This is a genomic window from Photobacterium sp. GB-72 (genome assembly GCF_003026095.1).
In the GTDB taxonomy this organism is placed as follows: Bacteria; Pseudomonadota; Gammaproteobacteria; order Enterobacterales; family Vibrionaceae; genus Photobacterium.
In genome coordinates, this window is sequence record NZ_PYNV01000006.1 from 75075 (window position 1) to 91918 (window position 16844).

General features: G+C 38.8%; 18 protein-coding genes. 7 read left to right on the forward strand and 11 right to left on the reverse strand.

Translation table 11 applies throughout. From position 1 onward, the window contains the following. Positions 1–64 precede the first annotated feature (64 nt). The gene (locus C9J40_RS22380; RefSeq protein WP_369918889.1) at positions 65–220 is read right to left on the reverse strand and encodes a PT domain-containing protein; all 156 of its coding nucleotides are present in this window, start codon (positions 218–220) and stop codon (positions 65–67) included. A 473-nt stretch (positions 221–693) separates the two neighbouring features. On the opposite strand from C9J40_RS22380, the gene C9J40_RS09150 reads away from it, so the two are divergent. After that, on the forward strand, positions 694–957 hold the full coding sequence (locus C9J40_RS09150) for a hypothetical protein (protein ID WP_233220309.1): 264 nt from the start codon (positions 694–696) through the stop codon (positions 955–957). Between the two features lie 49 nt (positions 958–1006). On the opposite strand, the gene C9J40_RS09155 is transcribed toward C9J40_RS09150, so the two are convergent. The 4 genes from C9J40_RS09155 to C9J40_RS09170 all read right to left on the reverse strand — a co-directional run bounded on the left by C9J40_RS09155 (position 1007) and on the right by C9J40_RS09170 (position 6234). After that, complete coding sequence (locus tag C9J40_RS09155) at positions 1007–2278, reverse strand: GlyGly-CTERM sorting domain-containing protein (protein WP_233220310.1); 1272 nt, start codon at positions 2276–2278, stop codon at positions 1007–1009. A gap of 182 nt (positions 2279–2460) precedes the next feature. Then, positions 2461–3765 (reverse strand): inosine/guanosine kinase, encoded by a 1305-nt coding sequence (locus C9J40_RS09160; protein ID WP_107208173.1) that lies wholly within the window; start codon positions 3763–3765, stop codon positions 2461–2463. A gap of 297 nt (positions 3766–4062) precedes the next feature. After that, complete coding sequence (locus C9J40_RS09165; protein ID WP_107208174.1) at positions 4063–4761, reverse strand: DUF2786 domain-containing protein; 699 nt, start codon at positions 4759–4761, stop codon at positions 4063–4065. Between the two features lie 228 nt (positions 4762–4989). Beyond that, positions 4990–6234, reverse strand: a complete 1245-nt coding sequence (locus tag C9J40_RS09170; RefSeq protein WP_107246614.1) for an NADH:ubiquinone reductase (Na(+)-transporting) subunit B — start codon at positions 6232–6234, stop codon at positions 4990–4992. A gap of 207 nt (positions 6235–6441) precedes the next feature. On the opposite strand from C9J40_RS09170, the gene C9J40_RS09175 reads away from it, so the two are divergent. Then, a complete protein-coding gene (locus tag C9J40_RS09175) occupies positions 6442–7407 on the forward strand; it encodes a hypothetical protein (RefSeq protein WP_107246615.1) in 966 nt (321 codons plus the stop codon). A 175-nt stretch (positions 7408–7582) separates the two neighbouring features. Here C9J40_RS09175 and C9J40_RS09180 read toward each other — a convergent pair whose 3' ends face one another. Both C9J40_RS09180 and C9J40_RS09185 read right to left on the reverse strand, forming a co-directional pair. After that, positions 7583–8668, reverse strand: coding sequence for a methyl-accepting chemotaxis protein (locus C9J40_RS09180; protein WP_107208177.1), 1086 nt, complete (start codon positions 8666–8668; stop codon positions 7583–7585). 271 nt (positions 8669–8939) lie between these two features. Next, complete coding sequence (locus C9J40_RS09185; protein ID WP_107208178.1) at positions 8940–9212, reverse strand: DUF3081 domain-containing protein; 273 nt, start codon at positions 9210–9212, stop codon at positions 8940–8942. Positions 9213–9390: 178 nt separating this feature from the next. Between C9J40_RS09185 and C9J40_RS09190 the strand changes: the two genes are divergently transcribed. Further along, entirely contained in the window at positions 9391–9705 is a 315-nt protein-coding gene (locus tag C9J40_RS09190) for a heavy metal-binding domain-containing protein (protein ID WP_107208179.1), read from the forward strand. 120 nt (positions 9706–9825) lie between these two features. On the opposite strand, the gene C9J40_RS09195 is transcribed toward C9J40_RS09190, so the two are convergent. Beyond that, positions 9826–10272: a DUF411 domain-containing protein gene (locus tag C9J40_RS09195; protein WP_107208180.1), complete on the reverse strand. Its 447-nt coding sequence runs from the start codon at positions 10270–10272 to the stop codon at positions 9826–9828. 81 nt (positions 10273–10353) lie between these two features. Beyond that, positions 10354–10791 carry a hypothetical protein gene (locus C9J40_RS09200; protein WP_107246617.1) on the reverse strand — a complete coding sequence of 146 codons (438 nt, stop codon included), beginning with the start codon at positions 10789–10791 and terminating at the stop codon, positions 10354–10356. A 221-nt stretch (positions 10792–11012) separates the two neighbouring features. On the opposite strand from C9J40_RS09200, the gene C9J40_RS09205 reads away from it, so the two are divergent. After that, positions 11013–11372, forward strand: a complete 360-nt coding sequence (locus C9J40_RS09205; protein WP_105060270.1) for a helix-turn-helix transcriptional regulator — start codon at positions 11013–11015, stop codon at positions 11370–11372. Positions 11373–11419: 47 nt separating this feature from the next. On the opposite strand, the gene C9J40_RS09210 is transcribed toward C9J40_RS09205, so the two are convergent. After that, complete coding sequence (locus C9J40_RS09210) at positions 11420–12133, reverse strand: phosphatase PAP2 family protein (protein ID WP_107246618.1); 714 nt, start codon at positions 12131–12133, stop codon at positions 11420–11422. Between the two features lie 356 nt (positions 12134–12489). On the opposite strand from C9J40_RS09210, the gene nagE reads away from it, so the two are divergent. The 3 genes from nagE to C9J40_RS09225 all read left to right on the forward strand — a co-directional run bounded on the left by nagE (position 12490) and on the right by C9J40_RS09225 (position 16045). Continuing rightward, on the forward strand, positions 12490–13875 hold the full coding sequence (gene nagE / locus C9J40_RS09215; RefSeq protein WP_107208183.1) for an N-acetylglucosamine-specific PTS transporter subunit IIBC: 1386 nt from the start codon (positions 12490–12492) through the stop codon (positions 13873–13875). Positions 13876–14058: 183 nt separating this feature from the next. Then, on the forward strand, positions 14059–14736 hold the full coding sequence (locus tag C9J40_RS09220; RefSeq protein WP_107208184.1) for a response regulator transcription factor: 678 nt from the start codon (positions 14059–14061) through the stop codon (positions 14734–14736). Then, positions 14717–16045 carry a HAMP domain-containing sensor histidine kinase gene (locus C9J40_RS09225; protein WP_107246620.1) on the forward strand — a complete coding sequence of 443 codons (1329 nt, stop codon included), beginning with the start codon at positions 14717–14719 and terminating at the stop codon, positions 16043–16045. Before C9J40_RS09220 ends, C9J40_RS09225 begins: the two co-directional genes overlap by 20 nt. A 54-nt stretch (positions 16046–16099) precedes the next feature. Here the strand turns inward: C9J40_RS09225 and C9J40_RS09230 are convergent, their stop codons facing one another. Further along, positions 16100–16825 carry a DUF3581 domain-containing protein gene (locus C9J40_RS09230; protein WP_107208186.1) on the reverse strand — a complete coding sequence of 242 codons (726 nt, stop codon included), beginning with the start codon at positions 16823–16825 and terminating at the stop codon, positions 16100–16102. Positions 16826–16844: the final 19 nt, after the last annotated feature.

Genomic DNA, 16844 nt, shown 5'->3' on the forward strand with positions numbered 1-16844 from the left:
TTGTAACATCATAAAAAGAAACTAAATATTATTTTTCTGTTGCGCGATCATTCATAGGCTTTCATCATTTATTAAATGGTTTCAATTGGTTGATTGGTTGATTGGTTGATTGGTTGATTGGTTGATTGGTTGATTGGTTGATTGGTTGATTGGTCGATTGATTGGTGTTTTTTATTTTTCCTCTCTTATTTATGTTGAACGAGCGCAATGTAAATAACAAACAAGCTATGGCGAGCTAAAGTGTAGCCATATCTACGCATCATCAATATTGGAATTGGCAAGGTTTTTAAAATAGTATTCGTAATTAATTTAAATTATTACCCCTAATGTTTTGCTATCTCGGTTATAAATGCTAAGTTTTTTATTAAATTAAACATTAAAATATAACTTTGATTACCAGTAGTAAAAAAGTTATATAAAATGTTAAAAAATTAGAAAAATTTTCATATGAAAGCACTGGTTAATATATTACTACTTAAAGTGATTAAATACAGGAAATACAAATCACCTGTGTTTATCTAGTTAAAGAGGTTTTCTTAATTTTAAATAAAATAACGTGAAGTTCTATTAATTTTTCTACTGTCGGAACGCCATATCCAGTGTCTGATAAGCGTATATGTAATGCGACTTATAAGGGTTTATTAGTATTTATGAAAAATAAATGAAAGCAAATAGTATTGAAGCACTATTAAAATGCTTGATGATGCTGCTTTCTTTGTCGCAAGCTTACTAGAAACCGAAGTGTTTGTATTAACAACATCGTTTACGACTTATTTAACTCGATTGATTTCAGAAGGGACAATGCGGTCAGTGGGGAAGCTGGTAAACCAAAATAAATCTCAGTTGATTGTTGAAGCGGCGGTTTATGATGCCGAAAATAGAGAAATAGGGCGAGGTAGTGGCGTCTTTGTGCATAGTAAACAGCAACTTGTTGATGTAAATGGTTATGGTCTATAAGTGGCAAGCCGTTCCTAATGGTTAGGAACGGCTTGTTGTAATTAAAAAATTAATTACGACGTCTGAAGAGCAATAGTGCAAGGCCAAATAGACTCAATAGACCTGTGCTACCGCCGCCACCGCCGTCATTTCCATTATCTGGTGCTGGTGTCGGTGTTGGTTCTGGCTCTTTGTCTTTCGCACAACTAGCTAGCGTGTCTTCAGGCGTTTTAACGGTAAAATCGAGTTGGTTAGATGAGCCAAGTTTCTCTCCCCATCGTGTACCAAGTTTTAACGTTCTTTCACCATCATCACAAATCGCATCAGTAGGTGCTGGATTGACAAGTTGTAGAGATACCGTTTTTGTGGTTTCGTTCGGTGCAAACTCAACACGTTTTGCCAGCTCTTGATAATCGGTTGCTGGCACAGCGGTGACCGCATCGGAGTAAACTTCAATCGAAGCAGCTTGAGACAAGTCACCATCACGTGTCACCGTGATAACTTTCTCAAATTCTGACGATTGGTTTTCATCCAGAGCAATAGTGACGTTACCAATTTTTTCTAAAGGTGGTACTTGCGCCCATCTTGCGTATTCAATATCACTAATTGTTTCGAGTAATACTTTCGCATTGTTCGCGGTTACTGTACCACACGCTTCGCCACCTCTTGTTACGTTGGGGTCCGAATAGAACTCATTCAAATCAAACTGATTGTAATTGAGGTCGGCACTCATGATGGTCGGTTTTCCGCTACAGAGCCATGCGTAGTTGTCATCTTCAAAATGTGATTGTGTGTGCTCGTACTCATGACCTAGACGGTCAACGTGTCCCCATTCGTGCGCTAGCAACGTTGGTAGTGAGCAGGCTTCGTTAAATACGCTGACGGTGTGGTAACTGGTTTGCACACCACACTGACGGTCAGCAAGGTTACTGTTGATTACAAGTGAGACGACTGAGGCACCGTATTTGCGGCGTATCTCATCAAAATCACCAAATGAAAAACTATCCGCAACTTCTGCCACATTATCGCCTTCCAATTTCATAGGAATGGCGGCAACAATGTTACGGCGGTATTTGATGTTGTTGATGTCGTGAGCTTTATTCGCAATGGCGGTTTGCTGCATCAAATATCGATTTAACTGCTCAGGTTTGATGCTTGGATCGTAAATAACAAGAATGTTACTCAGTGGGCCGTCGTAACCATTTTCAACTTGGGCATTGTAATTTTGGATTTCATAATTCGGCCAATTTTCAGGAAGATTGTTTGCTGAGAATGGTTGCATTCCTGCGAATGTGGGGGCACTTAATAAAGCCGATAACGACACGATTAATATTTTATTCATTGTTTTCCTTAACAATATAGACTGCAACTTTATAAAGTAATCGAAAAATTCAAGCCTAATTAACAAAATATTAACTTTCAATGAAGTGGCAAAATTTTGCGATGCACTTATCACATTGAGTTAAATGCAAATAACAAAAAAGGAGCTAATTAGCCCCTTTTTTAAACTATTACAAATTGGAATTAACGTTCCCAGTATGCTTCTTCTAAACAGTCTTCACGCTCTGGTAGGCCATGAGATAGGCGAGGTGCGTGTTGGATCAATACTTCATAACTAACACGGTTAGAGTACTGGCAAATCTGAGAGAAAGACGAATACGACAAGAAATTCGCAGTGTGTTTCGCAGAATTAGGTACATTAACCTTATGGAAACGGTTAGCAGACATATCGTGTAGAAGTGCAGAAAGCGCAGCATCACCCGCACCGTTTGTGTTTTTGATCTCAACAGGGCCACCAAGGTAAGGGGCAATGTGAGAGTAAACACGAATTGGGTTTTCACATGCACTTTTTGCCATTGGGCGGCTGAATTCGTATTTATTGAATTCTGGGATCTTACCCGGCAGAAGCGGCAGTGATGATTCACGCTTTAATGAATCTTCGGTGTAACCCGCCATGTATAAACCCGCAGGACCGGCAGTACACAAAACCATATCAACCCAATCAAGTGCTTTATCGGCAGCCGTCAGTGGATCTGTTTCACCGGTTAGTGCTTCAGCTTCTTCTTCGTTCATCGCAACACAGGTGACGTGCTCTTTTAGAAACTCAATCCACCATTCGCGCTTATCTTCGATAACGTATTTAGTCCCCATCGTCAGTACGACTGGCACATTATACTTTTTCGCGTATTCGATAGCTTTCAGTGCCGCATCTTTCATTGGATCTGTTGGCTTACCACGAACAAGGTAAGTTGATAGCACCAATGCAGAGGCTTTTTTGAATGCAGATTCAGGAATACTTTCTGGACGAAGCTGGTTCATTTGACCTTCGTTAATCGCGAAAGTACGTTCACCATCTTCACTGATAAGCGTGTAACAACGACCGATAGGGCCATTGACAGGCTGCAGGTAATCTAAATCCATACGGCTAGAGGTGTTACATAAATAGCGGTAGGCGTATGAACCGATTTTTAGATCTTGGCTCATTACACCAAGCAGAATTGACTTATCATCAGCTAATACAGAGTAGTTGTGCAATGTATTACCAATGGTATCGCCAGGGTATTCGTGGCTGATAAGCTTACGATCTTTTAATTCTTTATAAAGCAGTTCAGCTTTATCTTCATCAAGAACGACAGATTGTCCCTTAGTAAGAGCATGTCTGGCTAAGAAGTCATCGTCAACGCGAGCTTCAATATCAACTATGGTTTGACCAACACCAATTAGATGTGATTTTGCTAATGGATTGTCTTGTTGAATTTGAACAATTAATGGATCGCGGGCATTGACAGGAAAGTAATGTTTTGACTTGCGTTGACCAGGAAATTTCATGTCTTGATGGCTATGGAATTAAGGGATTTTGATTTATTCTAACATAAAAACGCGACTGGAATCTCATTTCTTTGAAATATCGTGTTTATAGTTGTTCTTTTGCTGTTTTTTTAAACGAGTCAAATAAAGTTAGATAAAAAGAGGCTAATAACTATGCTTTTAAGCTATTTATCAGCGATGTACATCGATTTGTGATAGGCGTGAAATGGTAGCTATATTAGCGATTATGGTAATTTATAAATTAAAAAGTTATAAAAAAAGCCACATTAGCAGCTTTTTTACGAGAAAAGGATAGAATCAGTTAAGTCTTTTTAATTCTTCTTGTGCTGATTTACCACCGACAGGGCGGCTAACCGAAATGGAACGGCCTTTTTTCATCCCTTTTTCATAATCATCGGTGAGTGCTTTCATTGCTTCCTGTAGCTGTTTTTTAAACGTTTCACGATCAAGGTTTTCAAATTGTTTATCAATGTAGTTCGCCATACGTTGATCATGGTCATCGTCTGTCGTTAACTCCGGCAGTTTTTCCAATGCACCTTCAAGCCAACCTGCTAGGAAAGAGTTTACACGTCGTGTGACTTCCTGTGTGCTAGTGCCAGAACCGGCAAAACTATTTCTAAATTGTCCCGTTTGTTGGTTCATTTCACGATATACAACATCAAAAGCAAAAGCGGCGAAAATTGCGCGCTCAGCCATACCGATGAATTCCGCTTTTTTTAAACCTTTATAATTAGTTAGTACACATTCCACGCCAAATCGACGGTTAATACCACGGATTATTTTTAATATCTGTGCGCTTATATCAGTTGGGAGTAAGGTTTGAGATTTTGTTTTGCCCATTTTGATGAATTCAATATCGTCTTTCTCAAGACCATATTTGAGCATGAGGCGATGGGCCATACGAATAGCTTGCGCGGCTTCATTAACGTTAGCCGAGTTACCTAACTCAAGGCATTTTGCTATTTTCTTTAGCGCCTTTCGCTTTTGTTCAGACATTCAACATACTCACGATTTAAAACAGGGCACGTATTTTACCGCTTTAGTTGCTATTACATCAAGCGTAACGGCTATTAATAACGACAATTAATACTAAGAACCTAATCTTTATCATAACAACATACTGTAACGATAATTTCTGTTGATATATTTTTCTTATTATCTGATTACACGAAACGAAAGATTATCGTGTAATCAGATAGTTGATAAGGGTATCAGTGAAGGTATCTATTTTAATGCCGCCCGTTTAGCACGGCGTTTAATATTTCCTGTTTTGGTCATAAAATCGAACAGTGGCGCAAACAAGTTGGCAAATAAAATAGCGAGCATGATACCTTCGGGATAAGCAGGATTTAGCACGCGAATGAATATGGTCATCACACCAATTAAAATGCCGTATGCCCATTTCCCTTTATTGGTAAATGCGGCAGAAACTGGATCGGTTGCCATAAAGAAAGTACCAAAAGCGACACCACCAATAACAAAGTGCCAATAGAAGGGCATTGAGAACATGTAATTAGTATTTGAACCAATGGTGTTAAGTAGTAAGGAACTCCCTGCGAGGCCGATGAAAACACCTAGTACAATTCGCCACGATGCGATTCGCATAAAAATTAAGATGACGCCTGTTAGCGCGATAAATAGGGTTGAGACTTCTCCCATTGAACCGGGAATATTACCAATGAAAGCATCAAACCATGAGATAGGTTGCCTCGTCATATTATTCGTCAGTGCATTTTGTCCACCTTCATACCACTGACTGAGTGGTGTCGCCCCTGAATAACCATCCGCTGCAACCCAAACAGCGCCTCCAGACATATTTGCAGGGTAGGCGAAGTATAAAAAAGCACGACCGGCGAGTGCTGGATTTAAGAAGTTTCGACCCGTACCACCAAAGATCTCTTTTGCGACAACAATACCAAAGGTAATACCTAGCGCAGCTTGCCAAAGTGGAATAGTCGGAGGAAGAATAAGCGCAAATAAAATTGAGGTGACGAAGAAGCCTTCATTCACTTCATGCCGCCGAATAATGGCAAATAACACTTCCCAAAAACCACCAACTATAAAGACAGTAAGATAAACAGGGAAAAAGTAGCTAGCACCAACTAAGAGATCGCTGATCCAACTTGATTGCTGAACGGCGTCAAGAGAACCCCATATCCAGCTAAGTCGCCATGAGGAATCCAATGCTTGTTGCGCTGCCGTCGCATCAAGTCCGTATAACAACGCATGACTAGATTGTTGCCCTATGTTGTACATACCCCAAATCATGGCGGGAAAAACAGCTAACCAAACCATGATCATAATGCGTTTTAAATCAATGCTATCTCTAACATGAGTAATACCTTTGTTGACCTGTCCAGGGGTATAGAAAATAGTTTCAACCGCCTCAAACAAGGGATAAAAGGTTTGGTATTGTCCACCAGGTTTGAACTTTGGTGATAGCTTATCTAAATAACGTTTAAGACTCATAACACACCCTCCTATGATGTATTACGATCGATCGCTAAAATAGATCGCTTTTTGAGCAAGTAAACGCCTTTCTTTATATCTAACACCTCTATCTCTAATGAAAGATAAAATCAGATTAGCCATAAACAGCGACTTTAAGTATAAATAGCCATACAAGGTTGAGATCATGTCAACTTCAACGATTACCACAACAATGAGTACTCCCATATGACGACCGATTATGTGTCGATTGATGTGCCTTTTGAGTTTCGTCATACCTGTTGGTTTTGTGGCGAACCTTATTATGAAAGCCATGCGTTTATGGCAAAGCCTAATTATGATGGCCAATCTGCACCTATCATGGTGCCTTGTTGCCAAGAGTGCTTTGGTTTTACGAAAGAAATTAAAGCAAGTGGCCTTGATATTTTACGCGATAAAGTAAAAGAGAAACTGCATAAGAAGTATCAAAAGCATTTACAGATTGGTGTTAATTGGACTAAGCAAGAGCTTGAAGAGTGTGAATTTGAAGGCAAAGCACTTGAAGGTTTTCGTGAAAGCGCATGGGCAATGTTTGAAATTGCCAAAGAGCGAGTCAATTACCGTGGATGGGCGGTAAGTATTGATGGTATTCCTGTTGAAGGGCTAACAACAGCGTTCCAGTTTGAATTTGATGGCATTGTATATACCAGTTTAAATCATGCCGTGATCCAGCTGGCGACGGCATATGCGATCCCACAACCCTATTTGGAACAGGTCATTGAGTTAGTCGGACGCGATAAAATGGCGTATGCCTTACGTTTTTGTAAAACAAGCTACGGTTATTCAAGTGCTGAAATTGCGGCAAGTTTAGCGAGTTTACGAGCATTGTTAGCGGAAGAAAAAGCCAACAAGCAGATTGAATCTAGCAGTACTCGTTGTAAAAACAAAAAAGTCGCTATTTCGGAGATCAAAGAGCTGATCTTACATCGAACGATGATTTCACCTTATGCCATTCAATGGGCGCTAGAGCATGGTGCAACCACCTTGCAATTATTAGCAGAACAAGAAGAGGCGTTTTTTGAGCATTTTAATAAAGAATCTGAATTAACAGCCTTTACGTATTTTAATGGCTTACAGATTTACCTTGAGCAGCGAGAGATTGATCCTGAGTGGGTCGTTAATTCTGATCCAAATAAGCAGCTATTTGAATCTTAACTGAGTAAATGATTTCCCATCAAAGTGCTGTAATGGTGAGAGGGCATTGTTGCGCTCTTTAACCTATCTGAACAACGGTGTATAGCATGTAAAAAAAGCTATACACCGTTTATATTTGAGGTAATCTTTAGCGCTCGATATAAACACAAGAGTGCAATTAAAATAACCTAATCAACTAGCTTTGTGTTATTTCGTGCATTAAATTGTCGATTTGGAGAACTACTTTTTTACTTGCTTCTTCCATAGCGTTTATTGCCGTTACTACTTCTGACATATTGCCCGATTTCGCTTGGCTCATCGCTTCACGCCCCATTTCATGAACCGCTTTATGAGGCTCTTCCATTAATGCATAGCTTCTTAAATGGCTAAATGCTTTACCTTCACCATGGTAATACCATTGACCTAAACGACACTCCGAGTGGCTATTAATAACTTCATTAAATGCACCACGCTGCAGGAAGCTGTAAATATTATTTTTCCAAATGGCATGATCAAGTTTTACCGTATCTAAAAAAGCACGCGTTGATGCAATATGAATAACACGCTGCATATGTTCAGATTGGCCAACCACTTCATTAACAATGGTACCGATTTGAGCAGAAGAAGCTGATACTTCTTCAGCACAGGACTGGTTTTCATCAATCGATGATTTTATCTCATTCACTTGCGTAAGTACTTGGCTAACAAGAGTGTCAATCTGCTCGCTGGCTTCGCTTGCTTTGCCTGCTAAATTTCTAACTTCATCGGCTACAACCGCAAAACCACGCCCAGCTTCACCCGCACGAGCAGCTTCAATAGCGGCATTGAGCGCTAACAAATTCGTTTGGTCAGAAATTTCTTTAATCGTTGATACAAGGTGAGAAATAGAAGTGGCGGTGGTATCGAGTATTTTTACAGAGTCTGTACTTTGAGTGGCCTGAGAGCTGATGTTAACCGCACGAGTATCAAGGCGTGAAAGTGCCTGATGGGTTTGTGCAAACATTTCGTCTAGTTGTTGTAGCTGATGGTTTTCGTGTTCCATAGATTGAGCACTTTCAACCATCTCATTACGGATCGTTGTAAGCATGTCGCCACCTTTTAAACTGCACGACAATAACTCATCACTTTTATGGTTATCCTGCTTAGCCGATTGAACTAATTGTTGAGTTTGTTGAAGTTTTTCTTCTAAGGCGGTGATATCAGCTTGATACTTTTCTTTAAGGTCTGCTAACTCTTGCTTTAGCGCTTTATTTTCTGTTTCTATTCGTTTTCGTCCAAACATTGTTATCAAACCTTTATTTATACAGCCGTGAAATACAATCGATTTTCCATAGTGAAAGTAATACTGAGTATTAATAATATTATCTGAGAAATACGGCTCTTATACCGTGACTTGTTACAAATATTTAAAGATTGTGAATAAAAAACGAAATGATAAGTTGTTAACCCGTTAATAATCAAATAAGTGGTTGTAAAGGCTTTATAAGTAGAACAGGTGAAACATCTTCATAAACCATTTAGCGAAGACTGGCTAATAAAATCCCTACTAACACCTATTTGACCGTTTGCGTGTTATTGGCAATCAGTGATAAACAACGCTTAGTGAAGTCTACATAGTTTGCATGTTTCTCGTATTCAACTTTTAGCGAGCCATGAAACATCAATGTGACCGTTACATCTCGATAATTTAGCCAGCAGGTGTAACCGTCATAGTCATGCCATGCGTATATATCTTCCAACAAGTATTTGCTATCTAGGGGGGTACCGATTGAGCGAATATGATCAAATACTCTAAGAAATTCTTTAATAGTAAGTTGACTTTCCATTTATCACACCAACAATGTAGATATTAACTGAGTGTAGTTATCTTATTAAAAGAGTTACGATTTAATCATATGCATTGATCACCTAATGCATCATTACCATTTTAATAACATATGAGTGAGGGTGTTATTGTGATAGGTTCTCATTTATCACTGTTTCTAACGCAACGGCAGAGGCCATATGATTTACACAACAACGGAAACAATATCTGGACGTGAAATAGAGTCCTTGCTGGGCGTGGTCACTGGAAGTGTTGTTCAGTCAAAACATGTCGGCAGAGATATTATGGCAAGCTTAAAGAGTATTGTGGGTGGCGAATTGAAAGGGTATACAGAAATGCTAATGGAAGCACGCGCGCTTGCGACAGAGCGTCTAATTGCAGAAGCTGATAAACTTGGTGCTGATGCTATTGTTGGCGTGAGATATACCACTAGCTCTGTCACTGATGCCGCATCTGAAATTATGGCTTTTGGTACCGCCGTTAAATTAAAATAGTGTTATCTGTTGTGATGCAGTAATTCATTTGAATCTTACGGTAAGAATGTATAGTTTCTGTATGCGATACATTAAAAAGCCCGTCACAAGTACGGGCTTTTCATGCATCGCTAAAATCGATTACTGGTTGTGGCGTGACCAAACCATGGTGTTGCCATCCTTATCAAATGCTAACACGTCATAGGCGTCTTTTTGATCGCCATATTCCATACCAGGTGAACCCATTGGCATACCACCTACAGCAAGGCCAATCATACGCTCAGGCTTACTTTCTAAGAAACGCTTAATTTCAGTTGCTGGAATATGTCCTTCAAAAGTGTAACCTTCAATTTGTGCAGTGTGGCATGACGCATATTCAGGACGTAAACCTAATTTAATTTTAATAGGCGTTAAGTTTTCTTCGTACACCATATCTAATTTAAAGCCATTGTCTTCCATGTGCTTAACCCATTCTTTACAACAACCACAGTAAGGTGACTGGTAGTTAGTGCCAGTAATAGGTGTACTTGCTTGAGCCAATGAGGTAACAAATAAGCATGTAGCAGCAAAGATATGTGAAATTTTCATCTGTAAGTCCTTCAAGTTGCGCGAATATTGTCGCGCTAAATAACAAAATAAAGTGGTGGCAAATGCCGATTAGTTATTTCGTTAAACGAGAGGAGGCCTTAGTTGTGCTTCACTAAAATAAATAGGTGTGTGTGTTTGACTTGCATATAATTGCACGTCATTAACAATTGCAGAAAACGCAAACAAAGTTAACAGTGCTGCTTGTGTTTGTTTGCTCTTGCAATCATCGTCATTACAGCATGATGATTTTTCTTTAACAGTATCGTTGTGAGCCAGTGATATATCATCGATATCGCTCATTCCACAAGAGGAAAGCGTCGTGATGTTCGTTGACAACATAGGCATATCTTCATCGCAGCATTGATCTGGATGGACTGCTTCTTTTAATGGTGTTGTCATTTGAAGGCAGTGTGTTTGAGGTATTTGATCAAAGCTAATGGTGCGTGCAATCACAGCGTTAGTAAAAACACTGAAAATGATAAAGAGTGTGAGGATTGAACGACGACACAACGTGATCATATAAAAGCAGCATTCCTTACATAACATTAGCTTATAAATATTAATTATTAACAAGTATATATGAACATCATGTAAGTACAATAACGAGGTTGTAACGAGCTGTGTTATCGAAGCAGAGCTTAACGCGGTTTTGACATTAATACCTAGTAATTAGGCGTAAACTATTCTAACTAGAGGAAATGACTCTATTTTAAAATAAAAATGCGCTGTTAGGGCTAATTATGTTGTATACAGAAAAAGATCGTCAAATTTTGCATGACACATGGATGAGTTACAAAGCAAAAATGCGTATAACTCAGATTGAAATGGCTAAAAAGCTAGGCTTAACCCAGTTGGAGTTTTCAGATATTTTACGGGGATCTAAACCGATTGAGCAACAGTTCGTCAATGAGTTTTGTCGTCTATTAAATGTTGACCCTATCTTGATTTTACCGTCACTGCGAGAGCAAATGGCTTCAGGACAAAGCGCTAATTCATCTATTAAAAATACGTTTATTTTTGATGGTGAAATTACTAACGTAACGTATTCGGGCAATCAATTGATTGTTGAATACGAACACAAAGCGACACCTGTACAGTAAATTAATATTGTGTGGATGTAAAAGAGGGCTCTTGCGAGCCCTTTTTATTATTTCTCAGAATCTACTCGCCATTCGGGTATAAATAAATATAACACTGCTGCAGATAAGATGGAGCCCATTACGTCTGATGGGAAATGCATACCTAGCCATAAACGGCTAATACCCACACCCACGGCCCATGTTACAAGTCCACCAGCTAATAAATAGTGGCGAGTACGTAGTAAAAAGCCGCCCCAAAACAGAACGCAAATTGCAGCAAAGATTGTGTGTCCTGATGGAAATGAATAGTTTGTTTCAGCTTCCCAACTACGAATGCGCCATTTACTAATATAGGTAGATGCTTTTTTAACAACGTTTTTTCTTTCGCTTTTATTCAGCTGATAAAAGTTTTCAGGTGATGTGACTAAGTTTAAACGCTGTAGTTCATAGGTATAAGGACGAGGGATCGCGGTTTCATGCTTTAAGATTGTTTTCGCGCCAAAACTTAGTACCAACAAAATAGCAAATTGAATCCACAACTTAGTGATTTGTTTTTTAGGTAAACGGAAAAATACCGGTAATAAACACAGCAATACGGTTGTGATAAGGAAGAAAGGTTTACCTGCCGTATCCGTTAATAAAGAAAATGATAAGCCAGCCGCATTATTAATGGGATCGCTTAACAGAGGTACTGGGAATATAGAGATAGCAATGAAAAGTGCTAATGCAAAAAAAGCTAATGCTAGATAGTTAACAAGTTTTTGAGAGATAAAAGACATCATGGTTAAAGTCAATCAGTAATAGGGTATGAGTAGGTTGACATCAAATTCTAAAGAAAGTGCCATAGAAATGATATTTTATTTTCACAAAGACGGCCAAATTTTGCATCAAAGAGAATGTGTAATGCTATATAGCTATGATTATTTGCTATTGGTTCTTTTCATGTTAAACGTGAAAAACTGGAGAATTTATAAAACTGTGATGTCTATCACTCATAATTGTGCTTTTAGAAGCAAACATTAAGAATCCTTAATCTTTTGCTTAATTCCAATTAAGAATCAATGCGTATCATTAAGTTATTAAAACAATTTACTTTAATTTTAACTTTTAACTTTTAACTTTTAACGTGGAGAAGAGGATGAGCATTCTCGGACATTTCCAAAAGCTAGGAAACGCAATTATGTTTCCTATTGCAGTTTTACCGATTGCCGGTATTTTGCTGCGTATTGGACAACCTGATCTATTAAATATTCCTTTTATTGCAGCGGGTGGTCAGGCTGTATTTACCAATCTTGCATTACTTTTCGCAATGGGTGTGGGGGCCGGATTTTCGAAAGATAATTCAGCAGCAGCAGCGATTGCATCTGCCGTAGGTTATTTCATCCTGATGGCGGCACTTAAAACGTTAAACCCAGATGTTGATCCAGGTGTTGCTGGCGGTATCATTATTGGTGTTTGCGCAGGTCTTCTATATAACCGCTTCCATGCAATCAAATTACCTGAGTTCTTAGGCTTCTTTGGCGGAAAGCGTTTTGTACCTATAGTAACGGGTTTAGTTGCTTTAGTACTTGCTTACGCATTCAGCATTATTTGGCCTCCAATTCAAGATGGTATTAACCATCTTGGTCAATGGATCCTAACAAGTGGCGTACCTGGTGAGTTCGTTTACGGTGTTGCTAACCGTCTATTAATTCCACTTGGTTTACACCATATCTTAAACAGCATGGTTTGGTTTGTATTCGGTAGCTACACAGCTGCTGATGGCCATGTAGTAACAGGTGAAATCTCTCGCTTCTTTGCTGGCGACCCAACAGCAGGACGCATCCTAAGTGGTTTCTTCCCAGTTGTTATGTTTGGTTTGCCAAGTGCTGCGCTTGCATTCTATGTAACAGCGAAGAAAGAAAACAAGAAAGTGGTTGGTGGTATGTTGTTAAGTGTTGCACTAACTGCATTCTTAACTGGTATCACAGAGCCAATCGAATTCATGTTCATGTTCCTAGCTCCAGCATTATACCTAGTACACGCTATTTTAATGGGTGTGAGTATTGTTGTGGCGTCTTACCTGAATATCCACATGGCATTTAGCTTCTCTTCAGGCTTAATTGATTACATCTTGAACTACAACGCACCTGCTGCGCACAACTCATGGGAAATTATCCCAATGGGTCTTGTGGTAGGCGCAATCTACTTCGTAATCTTCGTTACTGTAATTAAGATGTTTAATCTTAAAACACCAGGTCGTGAAGATACGCCGGCTGAAAACTCTAACCCAGAAGACGATGCTGCAAGCAAAGCAGATTTAGCAAAAGCTTACCTAGCAGCATTAGGTGGTAAAGATAACTTAACTGATATTTCAGCTTGTATCACACGCTTACGCTTAGGTATTGTTGATCGTTCAGTTATCGATGACACAAAACTTAAACAACTTGGTGCTAAAGGTGTAGTAAATGTAGGTTCTAATAACCTTCAAGTCATCCTTGGCCCTCAAGCTGAAATTATTGCTAACCAGATGAAGTCACTTTAAGACGTTAGCATTAAGAAATTCGTGATTTCATAATTCCCCCTATGATCACGTTAAGCGGCCTACCTTTTGGTAGGCCGTTTTTTTGTCTTTAAAAAGTAAAGCCATGATCCTGTTACCTGAAAATTATATCTCTTATGTATATAATGCGAAAATAAGCGGTGAGAAGAAATGATTAGGTATTAAATGAAAGTTCTCGTTATTGAAGATGATGTCACTACGCGTGAATTTATTGCGCAAGGATTGCGAGAGCATGGCTTTGTGGTTGATGAAGCAGAGGATGGTCATCAAGGATTAATGATGGCAACAAGTTGTGAGTATCAACTGATTATTTTAGATCGAATGTTACCGATACTTGATGGTTTAAAAGTACTTGCAGCATTACGAGCAACAGAAAATGAAACCCCCATTTTAATCTTAAGTGCCATGGATAGTGTAGAAGACCGTGTAGCTGGTTTAACGGCAGGCAGTGATGATTACTTAACGAAACCTTTTGCTTTAGCTGAGCTCATTGCTCGTGCCAATATATTAGTGAAGCGCCATCAGTCTAGTGTGAATATTTCATCTGAATATAGCTATGACGATTTACGACTTGATATTAAATCTCATCGGGTATGGCGCGGATCTCGCGTATTAAATTTGCAGCAAAAAGAGTTCTTACTTCTGCAATATTTAATGGAGCATGCTGAAAGTGTGGTTTCGCGTATGAGCTTATTTGAGTCGGTATGGAGCTACCACTTCGATCCTAAAACCAATGTTATCGATGTACATATCGCAAACTTACGAAAAAAATTAGAAGAAGGTGGTGAGCCCAGTTTGATCCATACCGTACGAGGTGCAGGTTATGTCTTACGCAGGCTCTGATCGGTTATCGCGTTCGAGTATTCTTAAAGTTCTACTCTATTTTATTTGTTGTGTTGCTATTATATTTATACTGTTTATTAACCAAGTTTATGTTAATTCAGAAACTATTTACAATAAACAGTTAACAAAAGAGTTAAATATTGAAATGACATTGTTTGAGCGTATGGTTCAAAAAGGTCATATTAATGCGATTCCTGATCTTGTTAAAGAGCATCAGCAAATCCAAAATGAGCTTGAATATAGGATTATCAACAGACCAGAGATGAATACTACGCTATCGTATCCAGCAGTATTATCAGATACCGAGCTTAGTGTTAATCGCCTTCAAAAGACATTAAATTTACCTAATAATAAGATGCTTATTATTAGTATTAATCCTGAAATAATGCGCTCATACCGAGAAAACATGACACCAATGTTAGTTTCAGGCATTGTGGTTCCCGTGATTTTGATGCTTGCGGGCGCTCTATTATTTGCAATTTCTATTTTAAGGAAATTAGAGCGTGTTAACCATGGTATGAACCGAGTTAGCCTTGGCGAAAAAGGGGTGAAACTCCCAGTCAGTAAAAATGATGATGAATTTGATGTACTGACTATCCACCTTAATTTTCTTATTGAACAAGTCGAGAAAAAAGAAGAGTCATTAAAGGAACTCTCGGTTGGTATGGCGCACGATTTGCGTACACCAATTGCAAGAATGAAACTTCGGCTTGAAAGCTTACTCGAAAAAGATACGACACCGTTTACCAAAGACTTAGAAGCTTGCCATGATGATTTGGAAGTACTCCTTAGCATGTTCAATGGGATGTTGGAAATTTCTCATATCAACACGGGGAAACATAAAATTGATAAGCAATGGGTAAGTCTATCTCAAGTTTGCCAAGATGTTGTTGATTTTCTATTGCCTATTTCGGATGAAAAGAAACAAGTTTTATCATTTCGTGAGGACGAGCCATACCATGTAAAAGGTGAACCTAGTTTACTCTTTCGTGCCATTTATAATGTGGTTGAAAACGCGATTAAATATACACCTGATGAAGGAAGTATTGATGTTGTCGTCGATCATTTTGGTGTGGTAGTGATTGATAATGGAATTGGCGTATCCGATGAAGATAAAGGACGCATTAAAGAGCCGATGTACCGTGCTGATAAAAGCAGGACGCATCAAGGTTTTGGTTTAGGATTATCGCTTGTTGAAGCGGTGATGAAACGTCATGGTGGCGATTTGGTGTTTAGTGATAATAATCCTGGTTTACGAGCACGATTATATTTTCCTTTAAAACATGATCATAGAATAAATGATCATTAAGAAAAAGCCCGCTAATGGCGGGCTTTTTGAAATACAAAATATGATTTCTTCTGTTTAAACTTTTTCTGTTTGAAGATTATTGTAGTGTTCTTTTTTTGCGTTGAAACGAGAAACCAAATCATCGATACCATCTTGGCAATAAGGCTTTAAGCCACTCATCAGCATACGCTTACGCCCAGTACCCACAATCTCTCCATTTTCTTTAAAACAGAAATTCAGCGTTACGCTGCCACGTTTGCCATCAACATCAATATTTGAACTTGTTAGCTCTACATGGGGTGCTGTTAAATCTAGTCGGCAGAACTCAAGTTCCATGCTTTCGTAAATAACTAATGGTCGAGCAGGGTTGATCATCATGTCTTTAGATTTCATCAAAGGCACCATGATATGAGGAAAATTCATTCCTGAAAATTGAACGTAACTTTTAGTTATTTGAGCAATTAAATCTTGGTTATGGGTAATTTCACCAGAACGTGCAAGATGAAGAAATTCCTTACCTTTGCTATCGATTAATGATAAATCGGTATCGGATTCGGCTAAAATACTCAGTTCTGTACTCTCATTTATCATACCTGCAAACGTCACACGCATTTTTTGGCTGATACCAACATTGGCAAGTAAGACAGAAAAAAGTAGATCACCAGGAACACAAAAGCGCTTATTATCTGGATCGTGAATAGGGTTGAAGTCACCCGCAATTCGTTTTGCAAAATCACTTGCTTGTTCACGAGTAAAAGAAAACTGACCACTTTTATCTGAATAGTATGTATCTAAAAACATGTTACGTATGAATACCTAA